Origin of the sequence: Aeromonas sp. QDB17 (genome assembly GCF_027705305.1) — a bacterium.
GTDB classification, from domain to species: Bacteria; Pseudomonadota; Gammaproteobacteria; order Enterobacterales; family Aeromonadaceae; genus Aeromonas; species Aeromonas caviae.
This window is the reverse complement of the sequence record NZ_JAPDBP010000010.1, coordinates 121,565-141,716: the sequence shown is the minus strand read 5'-3', so window position 1 is coordinate 141,716 and position 20,152 is coordinate 121,565. Positions and strand designations below refer to the sequence as shown.

Sequence of the window (20,152 nt, the reverse complement as noted above, 5' to 3'; positions counted from 1 at the left end):
CCGTTCGCCTTATTTTTCAACAATCTGGCCAAGGGTTCAGCTAAAGAGCATGAATTTGGCCCCCACCAGCAACATGAGCAGGGCAAAGGCCTGCTTGAGCCGCCGGGGTGGCATTCTGTGTGCCAGTCTGGCGCCCAGACGGGCAAACTGGGTGCTGGTGAGCACGATGCCAAGCAGAGCCGGCAGATAGATGAATCCGACGCTCCACTCGGGCAGATCGGCGTCTCCCCAACCCGCATAGAGGTAGCTGAGGCTGCCTGCCAGGGCGATGGGCATGCTGCAGGCAGCGGAGGCGGCCACGGCGTTGCGCATGGGCACCGAATTCCAGGTGAGGTAAGGCACGGTCAGCGAGCCGCCACCGATGCCAAACAAGGCCGACATCCAGCCGATGACGGTGCCCGCGATCCCGGTACCAAGGGGGCCCGGCATGTGTCGCTCCGCTTTTGGCCTCAAATTGAGCCCCATCTGCAGGGCCATGGTCCAGGCGAAGCAGCCGATGATGATGTTGAGGGTGCTGGCGCTGAGCAGGTTGGCGGTCATGCCGCCGAGCCAGGCACCGACCAGCATGCCGGCGCCCAGGCGCCGTATCATTCCCCAGTCCACCGCCCCGGCCTCCTGGTGCGCACGCAGGGAGCTGAAACCGGTGAAGATCATGGTAGGCAGCGAGGTGCCGAGGGCCAGATGGGTGATGATCTCCGGCGCCACGCCCTGTGCGTGAAAACTCAGGACCAGCACGGGGACGATGATGAGGCCGCCGCCGATACCGAACAGCCCGGCCAGCATGCCCGCGAAGGCGCCCAACACCAGATAGCCCACAAACAGCATAAACATTCCTTCAATAACGAAACAGCGGTCAACTTGACCGCCATTATCCATAAAAAAGAGATGGCATCTTGCCATCTCTTTATTGTGCCGATTAATGCAGGGGAATGGTACCGTCCATCACCTTGTAGAACGCCAGCACGGCGCAACCGAGCAGGGCTGCCGTCATCCCCTGCTCCAGCCGGTTGAGGCTGCGCAGGCCGTGGTGCTGGCGCGCCTTCCAGTAGATGAAGATCCCCGGGCTGTAGAGCAGCGCCACCAGCAAGAGGTACTCCACTCCGGCGGCATAGACCAGCCAGCAGCCATAGACGGTGGCCACCAGGGCCAGCAGCAGGTCGCGCTTGCGCTGATGGGGCTGGCCCGCGTAGGTCTCCCCTTTCAACGCCAGCTTGAGGCCGTAAGCACCGGAGAAGACATAGGGCACCAGGGCAGCCGAGGTGGCGATGTTCACCAACGCCAGATAGGTGCTGTTCTGGAAGTAGATGATGATGAGGAAGATCTGCACCAGGCAGGTGGAGCACCAGAGCGACACCTTGGGGGAGCCGTTCTTGTTCTCCTTGGCGAACCAAGCCGGGAAGACACCGGTCTTGCCCGCGATGTAGGGCACTTCCGCCGCCAGCACGGTCCAGCTCAGCAGGGCCCCCATCACCGAGATCACCAGGCCGATGTTGATGAGCCAGGCGCCCCAGGGGCCGACCACGGCTTCCAGGATCATGGCGGTGGAGGGGTTCTTGAGGGCCGCCAGTTGCGGCTGGTTCATGACCCCCAGGGAGAACAGGGTCACCATGACGTAGAGCGCCAGGGCGCCGAGCAGCGCCAGCACGGTGGCGCGGCCCACGTCCTTGCGATGGCGGGCACGGGCGGAGACCACCACGGCCCCCTCGATGCCGATGAAGACCCACAGGGTCACCTTCATGGTGGACTTCACTTGATCCATCACGGAGCCGAGCTCGGGACTCCCCTGCCCCCAGAGATCCAGGGTGAAGGTCTCCATGTTGAAAGCGAGCAGGATGGCCACGCAGAAGACGATGAGGGGCACCATCTTGGCGATGGTGGTGACGATGTTCACCAGCGCCGCCACCTGGATGCCGCGCAGCACCAGGGCATGCACCGACCAGATGAGCAGGGAAGCGAGCGTGATGGCGACCGGGGTATTGCCGTCACCGAAGATGACATTGTCCGGCGTGTCGAAGAAGTAGCTCAGCGCACTGAACACCACAATGGCGTAGGAGACGTTGGCCAGCAGCTGGCACAGCCAGTAACCCCAGGCGGCGTTGAAGCCAACGAAATCCCCGAACCCGGCCTTGGCGTAGCTGAAGATGCCGCCATCGAGATCCGGTCGACGCATGGAGAGATTCTGGTAGACCAGGGCGAGGCAGATCATGCCGATCCCCGTGATGGCCCATCCCAGGGCGACGGCCCCGGCACTGGCGTGCGCTGCGATGTTTTGCGGCAGACTGAAAACCCCGGCACCGACCATGGAGCCGATCACCAGCGAAATGAGGGCACCCAGCCCCAGTTTCTTGTCCATCTCAAACCTGTTTTATTAGGCGGCGGCTGAGCATCCGTATTCATACAGCGCGCGACATGGGAGGGGCTAAAAATCCGTACCCCGTGAAAAAGGCGGCAACTATATTGCATGACTATTCCGGCCGCAATCCCTCTTGCCGTCAATCATGAGCCGCCTTGACCGCGCGCAATTTTACAGCACTGACCCGGGGTGCCTGTGAGCTGGTTCAAATTAAGAAAGACCCGTTGATATTTCACGACTTTTCATGATGCCGCCCCGCTTTTCAAAAGCCGGACCTGCATGGCTATGCACCCTTGCACTGGTGCCTTTCCCCTGCAAAAACGCCCCTGCAGGAGGGGCGTCAGAGAGGGTATATGCAGGGGGGACTAGAGCCTCAAGCCGCCGTCCAGCTCGATCATCCGCCCCGACAGATAGTCGTTGGCAAGGATGAACTGCACCGTCTGGGCCAGCTGCGCCGCCTGCCCCAGGGTGCCCACCGGGATGGCCTGTTGCATGCGGGCCATGGCTTCGGGCTTCATCGCCGCCGTCATGTCGGTGGCAAAGACGCCGGGGGCGATGCCCATCACCCGGATGCCGTGACGGGCCAGCTCCTTCCCCCAGGTGACCACCAGAGAGGCCACCCCCGCCTTGCTGGCGGCATAGTTGCTCTGGCCCATGTTGCCGGCCCGGGCGATGGAGGAGATGTTGATGATGACGCCCCCCTCCCCGCCGGTGGCCATCAGCGCCGCCCCCTCGCGCCCGCACAGGAAGGTGCCGGTGAGGTTGACGTCGATGACGCTCTGCCACTGGGCAAGGCTCATCTTCTCCGTCAGAGCCCCCTCCTTCACCTTGATCAGCATGCCGTCGCGCAGGATGCCGGCGCAGTTGATGAGGCCGTGCAGGGCACCGAACTGATCCTTGATGGCGGCGAAGGTCGCCTCGACCTCCGGCTCGCTTGCCACGTTGCAGACGAACAGGGCGCAGCGGCCGTCACGGCTGCGCACTTCCGCCTCGGTCACCTCCAGATCGGTGCGGTTGACGTCGATGAGGGCAAGCACGGCCCCCTGCTCCGCCAGACTCAGAGCGATGGCGCGGCCCAGCCCCCTGCCCGCCCCCGTGATGGCGATGACTTTCCGTGTGATATCCATAAATGCTCCTGGTGAGATGGCCGGTGACTGTCGAGTCAAATACTATCGGGTAAATAGGTAGATAGCGGCCCTTAACCCGGCGCTGTCTTGTCCCGATAGAGCTCGAGGATGCTGGAAAAATCCTTGTTCTCCTGGCCCTGGCTCCCGTGCAGGTTGAAGAGGTTGCGGGCCAGGGCCCCCATGGGCACGGCGCTGTGGGCATGTTCCGCCAACGCCATGGCGAGCCCCAAATCCTTGACCATCAGCCGGGTCATAAAGCCCCCTGTATACCCACGGGATGCCGGCACGTTCTCCATCACACCGGGCCAGGGGTTGTAGCGCTCCAGGCTCCAGTTGTTGCCTGAACTCTTGCCCATGATGGTGGAGAGCACGGCGGGATCCAGCCCCTCCTTGACCCCGAGCGCCAGCGCCTCGGCGGTGCCCGCCATGTGGATGGCGAGCAGCATGTTGTTGCACATCTTGGCGATCTGGCCAGCGCCAAGCGCCCCGGCGTGAAACAGGTTCTGCCCCATGCAGGCGGGCACGGGTCTGGCCGCTTCAAAATCCGCTTGTTCGCCGCCGACGATGAAAGTGAGCGTGCCCGCCGCCGCGCCGGCCACGCCCCCCGAGACGGGGGCATCGAGAAAACGGATGCCGCTCGCCTTCGCCGCCGCCCCCACCTGACGGGCCGAGGCCACGTCTATGGTAGAGCAGTCGATGACCAAGGTGCCGGGCGACAGGGCCGCCAGCAGATCCTGGCCACCCCGCTCACCGACACTCTCCCCCAGCCAGAGGCTGCGCACGTGCTCGCCCGCTGGCAGCATGCTGATGACCAGCTCGCAGCCGCTCACCGCTTCCCGGGCATTCCCGGCGGCAATACAGCCAGCCTCGATGGCCCGGCTCAGGCTCTCGGGCACCAGATCAAACACCTGCATCCTGTGCCCCGCCCTGGCCAGGTTGGCGGCCATGGGGCCCCCCATGTTGCCAAGCCCGATAAACCCAATCCTTGTCATGGTGTGCTCCTTGTGTGTGATCCCGCGTCAGCGGAGGCGCAAGGGGTTGTCCCCCTCGGGCCAGCGATAGAAGGCATCCAGCCAGGCCTCACCCGTCTGCGGGGCCTGCCAGCGGGGGGATTTGTCCTTGTCGATGAGCAGAGCCCGCACCCCTTCCACGAAGTCCCCTCTGAGCACGCAATTGACCGAGAGGGTCAGCTCGTCGGCAAACACCTCGGCCAGGGACTGGCGCCGTGCCTGCCAGAACTGGCGCCAGAGAATGGCGCGGCTGATGGGGCTGCCGCGAAGGCAGGTCTCCCGCCCCTGAGCCAGCGCCGGTTCATCCAGCTCGGCGTCCTCGAGACGTGCCAGCACCCCTTGCAGGGAACGGCCAGCCAACAGCGCATCGATGCGGGCCTGGTGGGGCAGCAGTACGGGAGGGGGCAATGCCTGACCAGGGGCCTCCTGCAAATCGGTGAGCAGCGCCTCGATCTGCTCGCAGGGGTCGCCTGCGGACCAGTCGAGGGCGGCGAGGCGCGCCGGCAGCTCCGCCCGCTCGCGGCTCTCCATGGCATGATCCGCGAGCCCCAGGCCGATGGCGTCCGCCCCGTTGAAGCGGGCACCGGTGAGGCCGAGCCAGAGTCCGAGCCGCCCCGGCATCCGGCTCAAAAACCAGCTGGCCCCCACGTCCGGATAGAGGCCTATGGTTACCTCCGGCATGGCGAACAGACTCTTCTCTGTCACCACCCGGAATTCGGCCCCGGCAAAGAGGCCGATGCCGCCCCCCATGCAGATGCCGTCCGCCACGCAGACAAGGGGCTTGCCGTAGCAGTGGATGTGGTGATCGAGCCGGTACTCCTGCAGGAAGAAGTCGCGGGCATAGCCGAACAATTCAGAGTGGCTCGCCTCCTGCTTGCGGTAATAAAAGGAGCGGATGTCACCACCGGCGCAGAATGCCTTCTCGCCGGCCCCTTGCAACAACACGCAGACGATGGCCGGATCCTGCTCCCAGCGGGTCAACGCCCCCTGCAACAACTGGATCATCTCAAGGCTCAGGGCATTGAGGGAGGCGGGGCTGTCCAGAGTCAGCATGCCGATGTGGCGGCCATCCGCCGTGGGGTGGGTCTCGATGCGCACGGGCTCACTCATGGTCGGCCCCCGCAGACCGGGTGTCAGCCCCTGCGACATGGCGGGTCGCCATCAATACCTCATTCATCCTTCACTCCCTCACTCTTTCGGCCTGGATTGGTCATAGCGCCAGCGCGGGGCCCGCTTCTCGAGGAAGGCCGCCACCCCTTCGCGCTGGTTGGCATCGTCAAACAGGGCGAGAAAGAGGCTGCGCTCGAGCGGCAGCGCCGCGTCCCTGTGGGTGCTTCGCCCCTGATTGATGAGCTGTTTGCAGGCACGCAGGGCGCTCGGGCTCTGGCGCTCCACCAGCTGGGCCATCTGCTGCGCCGCCTCCCAGGCGTGCCCCTCGGTCACCACCTCCTCCACCAGCCCCATCTCGTAGGCCAGGGTGGCGCTCACCTTCTCGCCGCAGAGGATCATCCGCTTGGCCCAGCCCGGCCCCACCAGCTCGGTGAGGCGCTGGGTGCCGCCAGCGCAGGGCAACAAGCCCACCGAGGCCTCCGGCAACCCCAGCTTGGCCTGCTGCTCGGCGATGCGGATGTCGCAGGCCAGCGCGACCTCGAGGCCGCCTCCCATGGCATAGCCGTTGATGGCGGCGATGCTGACCCCGTGAAAGCGGGCCAGCGCCTCGAAGGCGTGGCCAAAGGCCTCGGCCACCTCGCGGGCGTGCGCCAGGCTGCCGTCGGCGAACATCTTGAGATCGGCGCCGGCGCAGAAGAATTTCTCTCCGGCACCGCGGATCACCAGGGCTACCACGTCGGGGCGACCATCCAGCTCCACCATCATCTGCAAGAAGGCTTGCAGGCTGGCGAGCGTCCAGGTGTTGGCGGGTGGGTGATCGAGGGTGATGTAGGCCACGTGGCCGTGATATTCGAGCCTGATCCTTGTCATTGCGTTGTCCTTGTCAAAAAAACTGCCCCATGATGACAGGGTTGAATGGAGCCAACCTGCTCCTGGCTCACAAAGCCTGAGGACGTGCCGACTGCGTCCTCAGGGCAGGCTACTCCCGCTACTCCAGCGACAGGCCGGGGTCGGCCAGCAGGCGGCGGGCGATGATGAGCCGCATCACTTCATTCGTCCCTTCCAGAATGCGGTGCACCCGGGTATCGCGCAGATAGCGCTCAAGCGGATACTCGCGGATATAACCATAGCCGCCAAAGAGTTGCAGGGCGTCGTCGCAGATGCGGTGCCCCACGTCGGTGGCAAAACGCTTGGCCATGGCGCACCAAGCACTTTTGTCCGGGCTGCCCTCATCGAGTTTGGCGGCCGCCTGGCGCACCAGCAGGCGGGCGGCGGCGAGCTCGGTGGCCATGTCGGCCAGGCGAAACTGCACGCTCTGGAATTCGCTGATCGGGTGTCCAAATTGCTGGCGCTGCTGCACATGGGCCAGGGCATCGTTGAGAGCCTGCTGGGCGGTGCCCAGCGAACAGCTGGCGATGTTGATGCGCCCCCCATCGAGCGCCTGCATGGCGAACTTGAACCCTTCCCCCTCCTGCCCCAGCCGGAAGCGAGCGGGAATGCGCACGGCATTGAAGTTCACCTCCCGGGTCGGCTGGCTGTTCCAGCCCATCTTCTCCTCCGCCTTGCCGTAGCTCACGCCGGGGGTCTGGGCCGGTACCATGAAGGCAGAGATCCCCTTGGCCCCCTCACCACCGGTGCGGGCCATCACCACCAGCACGTCGGTGCTGCCGGCGCCCGAGATGAACACCTTGCTGCCGTCGATGAGGTATTCTTCGCCATCGCGCACGGCGCGGGTCTTGAGGGCCGCAGCGTCGGAGCCCGCCCCTGGCTCGGTGAGGCAGTAGGATCCCAGCAACTCGCCGCTGGCGAGCCTGGGTACCCACTCCTCGGCCACCTCGGCAGGCAGCCAGCTGCCCAGCATCCAGCTCACCATGTTGTGGATGGTGAGATAGGCGGTGGTGGAGGTGCAGCCCATGGCGAGGCGCTCGAAGATGAGGCTGGCATCGAGCCGGCTCAGACCCAGACCGTCATACTGCTCCGGGGTATAGAGGCCGCACAGGCCCAGCGCCGCCGCCTGCTTGATGGTGGGGATGGGGAACTCGTGCTCCCTGTCCCAGCGCGCGGCGTGGGGTTTGAGCGCCAGATCGGCGAAGGCGCCGGCCGACTCGACACAGGCCCGTTGGGATTCGGTCAGGGTAAAATCCATCTTGTTCGCTTCCTTTGTACTTGTTCCGTCGATCCGTTGCTGTCAATGGGGGCGCCCGGGCAAAGTGGGCAACCTGCCATCAGCGCAGCTGAATGGTCATATTGGGGCCGCTGGGAATGACTTCGTCGAACCAGCGCTCCGTCACCGTCTTGGTCTCGGTGTAAAAACGCACCGCCTGTTTGCCGTAGGCGTGCAGATCCCCGTAGAAGGAGCCGCGCCAGCCGGTAAAAGAGAAGAACGGCAGCGGCACCGGGATGGGCACGTTGATCCCCACCTGGCCCACCGCCACCTCGTGGCGGAACTTGCGGGCGGCGGCGCCACAGCCGGTGAAGAGGGAGGTGCCGTTGCCATAGGGGTTGGCGTTGATGAGGGCAAGCGCCTCATCCAGGCTCCCCACCTCGAGGCAGGCCAGCACGGGCCCGAAGATCTCCTCCTTATAGATGCGCATCTCGGGGGTCACACCGCGAAACAGGGTCGGCCCCACCCAGTTGCCCACCGGGTAGCCGGGGACGTCGCAAAAACGGCCGTCAAGCAGGCACTCGGCTCCCTCGGCAATCCCCGCCTCGATAAGCCCCTCCACCCTGACTTTCGCCTCCGGGCTGATGAGGGGGCCATAAGCCGCTTCGGGATCGTGCCAGACGCCGGGTTTCACCTTGGCGAACTCGGCGGCAAGCTCGGGGATCCACTCCCTGGCGTTCCCCACGAACACCGCCACGCTGATGGCCATGCAGCGCTGACCGGCGGCGCCGACTCCCGCTCCCACCAGGTTGCCGAGTACCTGCGCCTTGTTGGCATCCGGCATGATCACCATGTGATTCTTGGCGCCGACAAAGCACTGGGCCCGCTTGAGTTGCGACGTGGCGCTGCGATAGACGTGGCCGCCGACCCGGGCCGAACCCACGAAACTGACTGCCTTGATATCGGGATGGGCCAGCAGCGCATCCACCTGCTCGGCGCCGCCATGCACCACCGACAGAATGCCCTTGGGGGCCCCCGCCTCGGTAAACAGCTCGGCCAGGCGCATGGGGGTGAGGGGATCCTGCTCGGAGGGCTTGAGCACGAAGCCGTTGCCGCAGGCCACCGCCAGCGGGAACATCCAGAGCGGGATCATGGCCGGAAAGTTGAACGGCGTGATGCCGACGCAGACCCCGAGGGGCTGCACCCAGGAGTGGCCATCCACCCGGCGCGCCACGTTGCCCATGGTCTCCCCCAGAGTCTGGCTGGCAATACCGCAGGCCTGCTCCACCACCTCAATGCCGCGCCACACATCCCCCTTGGCATCCGCCAGGTTCTTGCCGGTTTCCTGGGCCAGCAGGGTCGCCAGCTCGTCGTGATGCACTTTCAACAGATGCTGGTAGTTGAACATCACCCGAGCCCGCTCGGGGGCCGGCACTTCTCGCCACAGCAGATAGGCGTCGTGGGCGGTACGTACCGCGTGCTCGATCTCGGCCGGGGTAGCCTTAGGCACCCGCGCCAGCAGACTCTGATCCGCCGGGTTGGTCACCTCTATCCACTCGTCGCTTGCGGACGGACACGCCTCGCCACCGATGTAGAGCGGCAGATCCCCGTACTGGGTGTGATGCTGGCTCATGCCCCCCTCCTAGCCCGTTGGCAGGCGATGGCAGGCCACTGCAGGCCGGCCACATCCATGTTGCTGTTGCACATCCTGTTCACTCCTTGCGCTCCTCTGCCCGGGTAGCCCCTTGCGGCGGGCTGCCATCGAATTTACCTTAGACTAACAATCAATTTACGTTTACGCTAACGTAAACTTGAATCACGAATGGACTGACCAGTCATCACCCTGATGGCAGGGGAAATCGGCAGTCCACTGCACCAAGGAGAGCACGGATGCATGCCCTGATGGATGAAACCCTCCAGGCCCTGACCGAACAGGTCGAGGCTTTCTGCCAGAAAGTGATCGCACCGCGCGCCAGCGAGATCGATCAGAGCAACGCTTTTCCCCGGGATCTCTGGCCCCGCATGGGGGAGCTGGGGCTGCACGGCATCACGGTGGCGGAGGAATATGACGGGGTGAACCTCGGCTATCTGGCCCATGTGCTGGTGATGGAGCAGGTGAGCCGCGCCAGCGCCTCGGTCGGCCTCTCCTACGGCGCCCACTCCAACCTCTGCATCAACCAGATCCACCGCCACGGCACCCCTGATCAGAAGGCGAGATATCTGCCTGATCTGGTCAGCGGCAAACACGTGGGGGCGCTGGCCATGAGCGAGCCGGGTGCCGGCTCCGACGTGGTGAGCATGCGCCTCACCGCGGTGCGCGAGGGGGATCACTTCGTGCTGAACGGCAACAAGATGTGGATCACAAACGGACCCGATGCCGACACCTTCGTCATCTATGCCAAGACGGATGCCGCCGCCGGGCCCAAAGGGATTTCCGCCTTTATCGTCGAGGCGGGTACTCCCGGTTTTTCCACCGCCCAGAAGCTCGACAAGCTCGGCATGCGCGGCTCCAGTACCTGCGAACTGGTGTTCGACAACTGCCGGGTGCCGCAGGAGAACCTGCTGGGCACCCTGCACGGCGGGGTCAAGGTGTTGATGAGCGGTCTGGACTACGAGCGGGTGGTGCTGGCGGCTGGCCCCCTTGGCATCATGCAGGCCTGCATGGACGTGGTGCTCCCCTATGTGCGCGAGCGCAAGCAGTTCGGTCAGGCCATCGGCGAGTTTCAGCTGGTGCAGGGCAAGCTCGCCGACATGTATACCCGCCTCGCCAGCAGCCGGGCGCTGGTCTACTCGGTGGCGAGCGCCTGCGATCAGGGTCGCACCAGCCGCAAGGATTGCGCCGCCGCCATCCTGTTTGCCGCCGAGAACGCCACCCAGATGGCCCTCGATGCCATCCAGCTGCTCGGCGGCAACGGCTACATCAACGAATACCCCACCGGCCGCCTGCTGCGGGACGCCAAGCTCTACGAAATAGGCGCCGGCACCTCGGAGATCCGCCGCTGGCTCATCGGCCGCGAGCTGATGGGAGAGCGCGCATGAGCAGGATCCACTCCCGCCTAGACACCGCGAGCCCCGACTATGAGGCAAATCGGGCCGCCATGCAGGCCTTGGTCGACGATCTCAATGCCCGCCTGGAGGAGATAGCCTTGGGCGGCGGTGCTGCCAACAACGCCCGCCATCAGGCCCGTGGCAAGCTGCTGCCCCGGGAGCGCATCGACCAGCTGCTGGACCCGGGCTCTCCCTTTCTCGAACTGTCGGCACTGGCCGGCTGGCAGGTCTATGACGAGCCAGTGCCCGCCGCCGGCCTCATCACCGGCATCGGCCGGGTCTCTGGGCGCCTGTGCATGCTGGTGGTGAATGACGCCACCGTGAAGGGCGGCACCTACTACCCCCTCACGGTGAAAAAGCACCTGCGCGCCCAGGCCATCGCCGAGCGGCTGCGCCTCCCCTGCCTCTATCTGGTGGATTCCGGCGGCGCCTTCCTGCCCATGCAGGACGAGGTGTTCCCCGACCGGGATCATTTTGGCCGCATCTTCTACAATCAGGCTCGCATGTCGGCCCAGAGCATCCCCCAGCTGGCGGTGGTGATGGGGCTCTGTACCGCCGGGGGTGCCTATGTGCCCGCCATGGCGGACGAGTCCATCATGGTCAGGGAGCAGGCCACTCTCTTTCTGGCGGGCCCGCCCCTGGTCAAGGCCGCCACCGGTGAGGAGATCAGCGCAGAAGCCTTGGGCGGCGCCGAGGTGCACTGCGTCCACTCCGGGGTGGCGGATCACATGGCCCGGGACGATGCCCATGCCCTTGCCATCGCCCGCACCCTGGTAAGCAACCTGGGTGACAGCCAGACGGCGGCGTCACCCGCCCCATCCGCTCCCTCCTATGATGAGCCGCACTACCCCATCGAGGAGCTCTACGGCCTGGTGGGCACCAGTCTCAAGCGCCCCTATGACGCACGAGAATTGATCGCCCGGCTGGTGGATGGCTCTGTGTTTGACGAATTCAAGGCGTTGTTCGGCACTACCTTGGTGACGGGTTTTTCCCGCATTGAGGGCATGCAGGTGGGGATCCTCGCCAACAACGGCGTGCTGCACAGCGACAGCGCCCAGAAGGGAGCCCACTTCATCCAGCTCTGCAACCAGCGGGGGATCCCGCTGCTGTTTCTGCAAAACATCACCGGCTTTATGGTGGGGAGTACGGCGGAGAAAGAGGGGATCGCCAAGCACGGCGCCAAGCTGGTGACCGCCGTGGCCTGCAGCCGGGTGCCCAAGATCACCCTGATCGTCGGCGGCAGCTTCGGTGCCGGCAACTACGGCATGTGCGGGCGCGCCTATGAACCGGATTTTCTGTTCAGTTGGCCCAACAGCCGCATCTCCGTCATGGGGGGTGAGCAGGCGGCCGGGGTGCTGGTGCAGGTGCGCCGGGACAAGCTGGCCGCCGAGGGCAAGACTCTGGGCGAGTCGGAGGCGGCCGCCATTCGCGCCCCGGTGATCGCGCAGTACGAGCGCCAGGGTCACCCCTATTACGCCAGTGCTCGCCTGTGGGATGACGGCGTCATCGACCCGGCCCAGAGCCGCACCGTGCTGGCCCTGGCGCTGGCGGCCTGCCAGGGGGCCGAGCCGGGCCCCCGGCAGTACGGCATCTTCCGGATGTAAGGAGTTCATATGTCAGACCCGCTCTTCAACGATCCCCTTGCCCATTTTCGCCTGGAGCGCCACGGCCCGGTGATCGAGCTGGTGCTCGCCCGCCCGGCCCGCCACAACGCCCTCGATGCCGACCTGATGCAGGGGCTGCTCGACAGCCTCGACGAGCTGACCCATGGCCAGCCGCTGGCCGACCGCCCCCACGTGCTGCTGCTGCGCGCCGAGGGTCCGCATTTTTGCGCGGGCGCCGATCTCGAGTGGATGCGCAAGATGGCAGGGGAGGCGTTCGACCCCCGTGCCTTTGACAAGAATCGCGAGGACGCCCGGGTGCTGGCCCACCTGATGCAGGCACTGGACGAGCTGCCCTTCCCCACGGTGGCCCTGGTGCAGGGGGCCGCCTACGGCGGAGCCTTGGGACTTGTCTGCGCCTGCGACATCGTGCTGGCCAGCGAAAATGCCCGCTTCTGCCTCTCCGAGGTGACCCTGGGACTGGTGCCTGCGGTGATCAGCCCCTACGTGGTGCGCGCCATGGGGATGCGTCAGGCCCGCCGCTACATGCTGAGCGCGGAGCCTTTCGATGCCATCACCGCCTGCCGACTCAACGTGGTGCACAGGCTCAGCCAGCCTGATCAGTTGCTGGCGGAGGGACGCGCTATGGCCCTGCGGTTGTGTCGCAACGCCCCCCAGGCGATGAAGGAGACCAAGCGGCTGCTGGCCGCCCTCGAAGGGCGCCCAGGCCACCAGCACGAAGAGCAGACCGTCGAGACCATCGCCCGGGTACGGGTCGGTCTCGAGGCCCAGGAAGGGATCCAGGCCTTCTTCGACAAACGCCCCCCAACATGGCGCCCCCGTTTCAAGGACGAAGCATGACTCAATACCACCCCATCAAGCCCCTGCTGATCGCCAACTGTGGTCAATATCACTGGAGTGTGGATCAACACGCTTCGCACTTGTGCACCTTCAACAGCAGGGAGTCAGCATGACCCATCACACTCCCATCAAGCGCCTGCTGATCGCCAACCGCGGTGAAATCGCCGTGCGCATCATCAAGACCGCACGGCGCCTCGGCATTCACACCATCGCCCTCTACTCGGACGCCGACGCCCGCGCCATGCATGTGCGCGAAGCCGACGAGGCCTGGCATCTGGGGCCGGCCCCCGCCCGGGAGAGCTACCTCGACACCGGCAAGGTGCTCAAGATTGCCAAAGAGGCGAATGCCGACGCCATCCACCCGGGCTACGGTTTCCTCTCCGAGAACAGCGACTTTGCCACCGCCTGCGAGCAGCGGGGCCTGCGCTTTATCGGCCCAAGCGGCGCCGCCATCCTCGCCATGGGGGACAAGTCGGGGGCCAAGGGGCTGATGCAGGCAGCCGGCGTCCCCGTGCTGCCCGGTTATCACGGCGCGGATCAGCACCTCGACTTTTTGCGCGATCAGGCGAGCCAGGTGGGCTTCCCGCTCCTTATCAAGGCGGCCAGTGGCGGCGGTGGCAAGGGGATGCGCCGGGTCGATCAGCTGGCCGACTTTGACGCAGCCCTGGCGGCAGTCAAGCGGGAGGCGAGTGCCGCCTTTGGCGACGACCATGTGCTGCTGGAGCGCTATCTCCCCTGCGCCCGTCACGTGGAGGTGCAGGTCTTTGCCGATGCCCTCGGCAACGCCATCTATCTGGGGGACCGGGACTGCTCCTTGCAGCGCCGCCACCAGAAGGTGATCGAGGAGGCCCCCGCCCCCGACATCTCCCCTGCCCTGCGCCGCGCCATGGGCGAGGCGGCCGTGGCGGCGGCCAAGGCCATCGCCTATCGGGGGGCGGGCACCATCGAGTTTCTGCTCTGCAAGGAGGAGTTCTTCTTTATGGAGATGAACACCCGGTTGCAGGTGGAGCATCCGGTTACCGAAGCCATCACAGGCCAGGATCTGGTGGCCTGGCAGCTGGCGGTGGCCGAGGGCAAACCGCTGCCCCTCACCCAGGAGCAGGTGGTGCTGCGCGGCCACGCGGTGGAGGCGCGCCTCTACGCCGAAGACGTGGCCGCCGGTTTCCTGCCAGCGAGCGGCCCCATCCACTGGCTCACCTGGCCCAAGGGGGTACGCATCGACACCGGCGTCACCGCCGGCGATGAGGTGAGCCCCTATTACGACCCCATGATCGCCAAGCTCGTCGCCCACGCACCGAGCCGCAGCGAAGCCTTTGCCACCCTGGCCGATGCCCTGGCAGCCCTGGATCTCGGCCCTCTGGTGCACAACGGCCCGCTCCTGCAACGCCTGTGCGAAGTGCCAGAGGTGCTGGCGATGCGCCACCACACCCAGTGGCCCATTCCCACCGACACCCTGCCTGTTCCGGCGATCGCCTGGCCCCTCGCCACCCTCTGGCTCGCCACTTGCGAGCGCGATGCCTCCCCCTGGCTGCAGGCAGCAGGCTTTCGGCTGGGCCCCACCCGCCGCTTTTGCGCCACGGTGCGCATCGGCGAGGAGGCCCGCACTCTCACCCTCGCCGAGCGAGGAGGCGCCCTGCTCTGGCAGAGCGAGCAGATCCCGTTCGAACTCGGGTCAGATCAGATCCGCCAGTGCCAAGGTGGACATTGGCAACGCTATCCGGTGCAGCCCCTCGGCGAGGGCGCCTATTTGCTGCACCTGGCGGGCAGACGCATCCGCTTCTCGCTCGATGATCAGCATCATCAGCTCCACCATGATCACGACACGAGCCATGTCCCGGGCATCCTGGCCCCCATGCACGGCATCGTGGTGGCGCTGCAGGTCGAGGCCGGCCAGCCGGTCAGCAAGGGGCAACCCCTGCTGGTGCTGGAGGCGATGAAGATGGAGCACGTCCTCAAGGCTGACCGGGACGGGGTGATTGAGGCCCTGCAGTGCCGCCAGGGGGAACAGGTGAGCCAGGGCGCCGTGCTGGTGCGCTTTGCCGAGGACCATACCGCGCAGGAGGAGCGCTCATGAGCCACACGCACGAGAACCGGGACGACAAGGTCAGCCTGGTGGAGATGGGGCCGCGGGACGGCCTGCAAAATGAGACCGCCACCCTCTCCCTGGCGCAGCGGCTGGCGCTCATCGCCCGCCTGGCCGAGAGCGGGTTGCAGCGCATCGAGGTGGGGGCCTTCGTGTCGCCCAAGAAGGTGCCGCAGATGGCGGATTCCGCCGCACTCTTTAATGCCCTGCCGCGCAGGGGGCCGACCCGCTATGGCGCCCTGGTGCCCAATCTGCAGGGTCTGCAGGCCGCCATCGCCGCACGCGCCGACGAGATAGGCCTCTTCACCGCCTGCTCGGACGGCTTCACCCGGGCCAACATCGGCATCAGTGTGGAGGAGTCCCTGGTGCGCTTTGCCCCCCTGGTGCAGGAGGCGCGCAGCCTCGGCATCAAGGTGCGCGGCTACCTCTCCACCGTCATCGCCTGCCCGTTCGACGGCCCGACCCGCCCGAAACGGGTCGCCGCCCTGGCCGAGCGGCTGCTGGATCTGGGCTGCCACGAGATATCCCTCGGCGACACCATCGGCGTCGGCACCCCGGGCACCGTGGCTCCCATGCTGGATGCGGTGCTGCACGAGATCCCGGCGGGCCGGCTTGCGGTTCATTTTCACGACACCTATGGCCAGGGGCTGGCCAACCTGCTGCCGGCGCTCGAGCGCGGGATCCGCACCATCGACTGCTCGGTGGCCGGGCTCGGCGGCTGCCCCTATGCCCCCGGCGCCTCCGGCAATGTGGCGTCGGAAGAGGTGGTCTATCTGCTGCACGGCCTTGGCATGAGCACCGGCGTCGACCTCGACCAGCTGGCCGCCACCGGCCAGTGGGTGAGCGAGCTGCTGGGGCGTCCCAACGGCTCCCGGGTCGGCCAGGCCCTGCACGGGAGGGGACGGCGCCAAGAGCGCGAGCAGCGCACCCCGGGAGGCCATCATGCATCATGAACCCGGCCCTTGCCGCTGTGCCAGGACCCCGCCAGCTCATCAGGAGGGCGCACCATGAGAGCCAGACACGCCAGTGGCAAGGAGAGGACCTACAGCATCTCGGAGCTGGCCCAGGAGTTCGACATCACCCCCCGCACCATCCGCTATTACGAGGACGAGGGGCTCATCACCCCGACCCGGGAGGGGCAGACCCGCATCTACAGCCACAAGGACAGGATCCGCCTGAAACTGACCCTGCGCGGCAAGCGCCTCGGGTTCAGCCTGGCGGAGATCCGCGAGCTGTTCGACATGTACGACACCGACCGCTCCAGCCGGATGCAGCTTCACTCCATGATCCAGCTCATCGAAGCCAGACGCCACTCCCTGCGCCAGCAGCTGGAGGACATCCAGATGGTGATGGCCGAGCTCGATGCCGCCGAGCAGCGCTGCATCCACTCCCTCGGCGGCTTGAAAACCGACGGGGATTGACAGACTCTGGGGGTATCTCGCCCCCGGTATCCCGGTTTTCCAGTGGATATCCGCAGTGGCAGGCCCTGACCCGGCAACCCCCTTGTTCCCCCCCATCGCCCGTCACGGCATGCCGGACAGACTGGGCGGTTTGGGCAAGCGGCGAGGTGGGGCAAACGGGGAAAATCCGGCCTTGGTCGCACAATAATTCCCCAGCCCGGTCAGAGTGCGGCGCACCTCATGAGTCCTTCCCATGAACCGGGCACGATTAATTGCTACCATATGCGCATCAAATGGAGACCATCATGCTCAAGCCTCTGCCCGCTCGTCTGCTGCGCTATGCCCTCTATCTTCTCGCGCTCCTGCTCATCGGCATCACCATCCTGCTCTGGCAGGCGCCGACCCTCATCCAGCGCCATCTCCCCGGCTGGCTTGCCACCCATTACGGTCTGCACCTCTCCCTTGGCAAGATAGAGGTGGAGATCCGCTCCCCCTCCCTCGTGCTGGGGCCCAGCGCCCTGCTCGATGAGCAGCAGCAAGCGCTGGTGTCGTTTGAAGAGCTGAAGCTCATTCCCGCCTTGAAAGCGAGCTGGCAGCAGCGCGCCCTGGTACTGGAAGAGGCCACCCTGACCGCCCCCAGGGCAGATCTGGTGCGCCTCGAGGATCTCAAAGGGGAGGCGCGCTTCAACCTGACCGATGCACTGGCCTCCCTGCTCTCCCCTGCGCCGGAGCAAACACCGCCAGCCGCCACCGAGCCCGTGCTGGTGACCATCGGCAAGCTGTCCGTCGAGCAGGGCCGGCTCAGCTACCGGGACAGCCGCAAGCAGAGCAGCCCGGGGTGGGTGCCGCCCCTCACCCTGGACAAGCTCACCCTGCACCTGCCCGGATTTTCCAGCGCAGAGGGGGTGCTCAACCCCTATCGCCTGAGCGCCACCGTCAACGAGAAGAGCCCCCTCAAGGCCGAAGGGGAGTTCGACATGATGAGCGGCGCCGGCAAGGGCCACCTCAGCCTTGGCAAGGTGGCCATCCCCCCCTTCGCCCCCCTCTGGTCCCCCTACCTCAAGGCGACCCTCGCCAAAGGGGAGGCCAGCGCCGAGCTCGCCTATCGCCTCACCCAGGGCAAACAGGGACTGGACTGGCAGTTGTCAAAGGGCAAGCTGACCCTGGCCAACTGGCAGCTCACACGCAACAAGGGGGAGGAATTTGCCCGCTTCAAGCAGTTGGCGCTGACCGGGATCCGCATCGATGGCAACAAGCAGCGCCTTGAGCTCGATGCCGCCACCCTCAAGAGCCCGGCCATCACCGCCGTCCTCGACCACCAGCAACAACTGGATCTCGCGGACCTGCTGATCCCCCAGAAGACCCCCAAGGGGGGCAAACAACCGGCCACCCCCGCCAAGCCCTGGCAATGGGCCCTCAAGCAGACCCGCATCGACCAGGGCAGCCTCACCCTGACCGAAGCCACCAGCGGCAAGCCCCTGAAACGGGCCATCTCCGCCCTCGCCCTCACCCTGGGGCCCCTTGGCAGCCAGACCGCCCAACCCAGCCCCCTCACCCTCAACGCAGCCCTCGACACCAGGACGACGGTGGCGTTTGACGGCACCCTGGGGCTGACCCCCTTCACCCTGAACGGCGCCATCCGCCAGCAGGGGCTGCCGCTCATCCTGGCCCAACCCTACCTGCAGGATCTGCTGCGCATCAGCGTGCGGGACGGCGAGCTTGCCAGCCGCACCAGGCTGGACCTGGTCACCGACCGCCAGGGGACCATCAGCAAGCTGGAGATAAGCGGTGGACTCGAGGTCGCCGGGCTCAACGTGCTGGATCGGGCCGACAACCAGCGCCTGCTCCAGATAGAGAATCTGCAATTGAGCGGCCTGCACTATGATGGCCTGAGCCAACAACTGCGCATCGCCGACATCCTGCTCAGCAAACCCTATGCCCGCATCGAGATCAACGAAGAGGGGATCACCAACGTGCAGCAACTGCTGCTGCCGCAACCCGCCGCGAACGCCAGGGAGAGCGCCCCCGCCCCGCACATCGTCATCGATCAGATCCGTACCGCCCAGGGCAACCTGCGCTTCGCCGATCGCAGCCTGAGCCCGGAGTTCGTGGTGGACATCGCCTCCCTCGACGGCCAGAGCCGCCACATCAGCAACACCCCGGGGCAGCGCTCCGAGCTCGCCTTCAACGGCAAGGTGGACCGCTATGCCCCCGTCACCATCCGGGGGGGCGCCAACCTGCTCATCGAGGATCCCGTGCTGGACGTGGCCGTGGCCTTCAACAACCTGGAGCTCACCACCTTCACCCCCTACTCCAGCACCTATGCAGGCTATGCCATCGACAAGGGGCAGCTCTCCATGAAGCTCAACTACAAGCTGCAGGGCAACCGGCTGGAGGGGGACAACGACATCACCATCAAGAAGCTGCAACTCGGGGAGAAGGTCAAGAGCGAGCAGGCCAAGGATCTGCCCCTCGGCCTCGCCATCGCCCTGCTGAGCGATTCGAACGGCGTCATCAAGATGAACCTCAAGGTGAAGGGCAATCTGGATCAGCCTGATTTCAGCCTGGGCAACATCTTCTGGGACGTGCTCGGCAATACCCTCGGCAAGGCCATCACCTCCCCCTTCTCCCTGCTTGCGTCCCTGACGGGGGGCACCAAGGATCTCGACGAGCTCCCCTTCCTGCCCGGCGATCCCGCCCTGACCCCGACCCAGCAGACCAAGCTGACCACCCTCGCCCAGGCCCTCAAGGAGAGGCCCAAGCTCAGCATGAACATTCGCGGCAAGGTCAACTTCAACGAAGAGCGCCCCATCCTCCAGCGCCAGAAGCTTGAGCGGCTGCTGGCCAAGATCACCGGCAGCCCGGTGGATTTGACGTTGCTGGAGCAGGATCCCGCCATGCAGTCCGCACTGGCAGAGGCTTATGAAGCCAAGTTCAACGAAGATCTCGGGGATCTGGCCGACCGGTTGCGACTCGATGAAGGGAGCGAGGCCCTGCGCGCCCAGGCGGTGCTCCTGCTGCGGGATCAGCAACTCATCACTGCCAAGTCCCTGCGAAACCTCGCCATGCGCCGCGCCCAGAACACCAAGGAGTATCTGGTGGATACCCAGGGCATCGCGCCGGAGCGCCTCTTCGTGCTCGACAGCCAGGTGAAGGAGGCGGACAAGGAAGCCAAGGTGGTGCTGACCCTGGACAACTGATCCGGCGACCGCCGTATACCCCTCTTGTTTGCCCCGACGGCATATGGCCCGAGGGGCTCCCTCCCCCGACCCCTGCCATCAGGATTTGTCTCTCGCTAGCCGTCCCGAACAATCCAGTGATCCAGTTATCCCGTTATCCCGTTATCCCGGATGTCAGCATGTCGGCATGTCGGCATGTCGGCATGTCGGCATGTCAAAATAGATGGCCCGATTAGATATACAGTGTCTAATCGGGCCAATTCTGAACACCCTCTC

General features: G+C 65.6%; 15 protein-coding genes. 7 read left to right on the top strand and 8 right to left on the bottom strand.

Features of this window, described 5'->3' with window-relative positions; all coding sequences use genetic code 11:
* Positions 1-36: 36 nt before the first annotated feature.
* From OKC41_RS10655 to OKC41_RS10620, 8 genes are all read right to left on the bottom strand, one after another.
* Positions 37-825: a sulfite exporter TauE/SafE family protein gene (locus OKC41_RS10655; protein WP_042878545.1), complete on the bottom strand. Its 789-nt coding sequence runs from the start codon at positions 823-825 to the stop codon at positions 37-39.
* Positions 826-916: 91 nt separating this feature from the next.
* Positions 917-2,353, bottom strand: coding sequence for an arginine-ornithine antiporter (gene arcD / locus OKC41_RS10650; RefSeq protein WP_010674600.1), 1,437 nt, complete (start codon positions 2,351-2,353; stop codon positions 917-919).
* Positions 2,354-2,718: 365 nt separating this feature from the next.
* Positions 2,719-3,480, bottom strand: coding sequence for an SDR family oxidoreductase (locus OKC41_RS10645; RefSeq protein WP_201894100.1), 762 nt, complete (start codon positions 3,478-3,480; stop codon positions 2,719-2,721).
* 71 nt (positions 3,481-3,551) lie between these two features.
* A complete protein-coding gene (gene mmsB, locus OKC41_RS10640) occupies positions 3,552-4,472 on the bottom strand; it encodes a 3-hydroxyisobutyrate dehydrogenase (protein WP_270672000.1) in 921 nt (306 codons plus the stop codon).
* 27 nt (positions 4,473-4,499) lie between these two features.
* Positions 4,500-5,600 carry an enoyl-CoA hydratase/isomerase family protein gene (locus tag OKC41_RS10635; RefSeq protein ID WP_160837751.1) on the bottom strand — a complete coding sequence of 367 codons (1,101 nt, stop codon included), beginning with the start codon at positions 5,598-5,600 and terminating at the stop codon, positions 4,500-4,502.
* A gap of 78 nt (positions 5,601-5,678) precedes the next feature.
* Positions 5,679-6,470, bottom strand: coding sequence for an enoyl-CoA hydratase (locus tag OKC41_RS10630; RefSeq protein ID WP_201894108.1), 792 nt, complete (start codon positions 6,468-6,470; stop codon positions 5,679-5,681).
* 118 nt (positions 6,471-6,588) lie between these two features.
* Entirely contained in the window at positions 6,589-7,746 is a 1,158-nt protein-coding gene (locus tag OKC41_RS10625) for an acyl-CoA dehydrogenase family protein (RefSeq protein WP_201894110.1), read from the bottom strand.
* Positions 7,747-7,825: 79 nt separating this feature from the next.
* Positions 7,826-9,337 carry a CoA-acylating methylmalonate-semialdehyde dehydrogenase gene (locus tag OKC41_RS10620; protein ID WP_201894112.1) on the bottom strand — a complete coding sequence of 504 codons (1,512 nt, stop codon included), beginning with the start codon at positions 9,335-9,337 and terminating at the stop codon, positions 7,826-7,828.
* Positions 9,338-9,594: 257 nt separating this feature from the next.
* Between OKC41_RS10620 and OKC41_RS10615 the strand changes: the two genes are divergently transcribed.
* The 7 genes from OKC41_RS10615 (at position 9,595) to OKC41_RS10585 (ending at position 19,897) form a co-directional block, all read left to right on the top strand.
* Positions 9,595-10,743, top strand: coding sequence for an isovaleryl-CoA dehydrogenase (locus tag OKC41_RS10615; RefSeq protein WP_201894118.1), 1,149 nt, complete (start codon positions 9,595-9,597; stop codon positions 10,741-10,743).
* The gene (locus tag OKC41_RS10610; RefSeq protein ID WP_201894119.1) at positions 10,740-12,356 is read left to right on the top strand and encodes a carboxyl transferase domain-containing protein; all 1,617 of its coding nucleotides are present in this window, start codon (positions 10,740-10,742) and stop codon (positions 12,354-12,356) included. The genes OKC41_RS10615 and OKC41_RS10610 overlap by 4 nt, the downstream gene beginning before the upstream one ends.
* A gap of 9 nt (positions 12,357-12,365) precedes the next feature.
* Positions 12,366-13,214 (top strand): enoyl-CoA hydratase-related protein, encoded by an 849-nt coding sequence (locus OKC41_RS10605; RefSeq protein ID WP_201894120.1) that lies wholly within the window; start codon positions 12,366-12,368, stop codon positions 13,212-13,214.
* 109 nt (positions 13,215-13,323) lie between these two features.
* A complete protein-coding gene (locus OKC41_RS10600; protein WP_201894121.1) occupies positions 13,324-15,288 on the top strand; it encodes a biotin carboxylase N-terminal domain-containing protein in 1,965 nt (654 codons plus the stop codon).
* Positions 15,285-16,250, top strand: a complete 966-nt coding sequence (locus tag OKC41_RS10595) for a hydroxymethylglutaryl-CoA lyase (RefSeq protein ID WP_201894122.1) — start codon at positions 15,285-15,287, stop codon at positions 16,248-16,250. The genes OKC41_RS10600 and OKC41_RS10595 overlap by 4 nt, the downstream gene beginning before the upstream one ends.
* Positions 16,251-16,304: 54 nt before the next feature.
* A complete protein-coding gene (locus OKC41_RS10590; protein ID WP_010674587.1) occupies positions 16,305-16,718 on the top strand; it encodes a MerR family DNA-binding transcriptional regulator in 414 nt (137 codons plus the stop codon).
* 284 nt (positions 16,719-17,002) lie between these two features.
* Positions 17,003-19,897 (top strand): DUF748 domain-containing protein, encoded by a 2,895-nt coding sequence (locus OKC41_RS10585; protein ID WP_234922224.1) that lies wholly within the window; start codon positions 17,003-17,005, stop codon positions 19,895-19,897.
* Positions 19,898-20,152: the final 255 nt, after the last annotated feature.

Coding starts and splice junctions, on each gene's coding strand:
- OKC41_RS10655 (WP_042878545.1), bottom strand. CDS start 825: ATGCTGTTTGTGGGCTATCTGGTGTTGGGCGCCTTCGCGGGCATGCTG.
- arcD (WP_010674600.1), bottom strand. CDS start 2,353: ATGGACAAGAAACTGGGGCTGGGTGCCCTCATTTCGCTGGTGATCGGC.
- OKC41_RS10645 (WP_201894100.1), bottom strand. CDS start 3,480: ATGGATATCACACGGAAAGTCATCGCCATCACGGGGGCGGGCAGGGGG.
- mmsB (WP_270672000.1), bottom strand. CDS start 4,472: ATGACAAGGATTGGGTTTATCGGGCTTGGCAACATGGGGGGCCCCATG.
- OKC41_RS10635 (WP_160837751.1), bottom strand. CDS start 5,600: ATGAGTGAGCCCGTGCGCATCGAGACCCACCCCACGGCGGATGGCCGC.
- OKC41_RS10630 (WP_201894108.1), bottom strand. CDS start 6,470: ATGACAAGGATCAGGCTCGAATATCACGGCCACGTGGCCTACATCACC.
- OKC41_RS10625 (WP_201894110.1), bottom strand. CDS start 7,746: ATGGATTTTACCCTGACCGAATCCCAACGGGCCTGTGTCGAGTCGGCC.
- OKC41_RS10620 (WP_201894112.1), bottom strand. CDS start 9,337: ATGAGCCAGCATCACACCCAGTACGGGGATCTGCCGCTCTACATCGGT.
- OKC41_RS10615 (WP_201894118.1), top strand. CDS start 9,595: ATGCATGCCCTGATGGATGAAACCCTCCAGGCCCTGACCGAACAGGTC.
- OKC41_RS10610 (WP_201894119.1), top strand. CDS start 10,740: ATGAGCAGGATCCACTCCCGCCTAGACACCGCGAGCCCCGACTATGAG.
- OKC41_RS10605 (WP_201894120.1), top strand. CDS start 12,366: ATGTCAGACCCGCTCTTCAACGATCCCCTTGCCCATTTTCGCCTGGAG.
- OKC41_RS10600 (WP_201894121.1), top strand. CDS start 13,324: ATGACCCATCACACTCCCATCAAGCGCCTGCTGATCGCCAACCGCGGT.
- OKC41_RS10595 (WP_201894122.1), top strand. CDS start 15,285: ATGAGCCACACGCACGAGAACCGGGACGACAAGGTCAGCCTGGTGGAG.
- OKC41_RS10590 (WP_010674587.1), top strand. CDS start 16,305: ATGAGAGCCAGACACGCCAGTGGCAAGGAGAGGACCTACAGCATCTCG.
- OKC41_RS10585 (WP_234922224.1), top strand. CDS start 17,003: ATGCTCAAGCCTCTGCCCGCTCGTCTGCTGCGCTATGCCCTCTATCTT.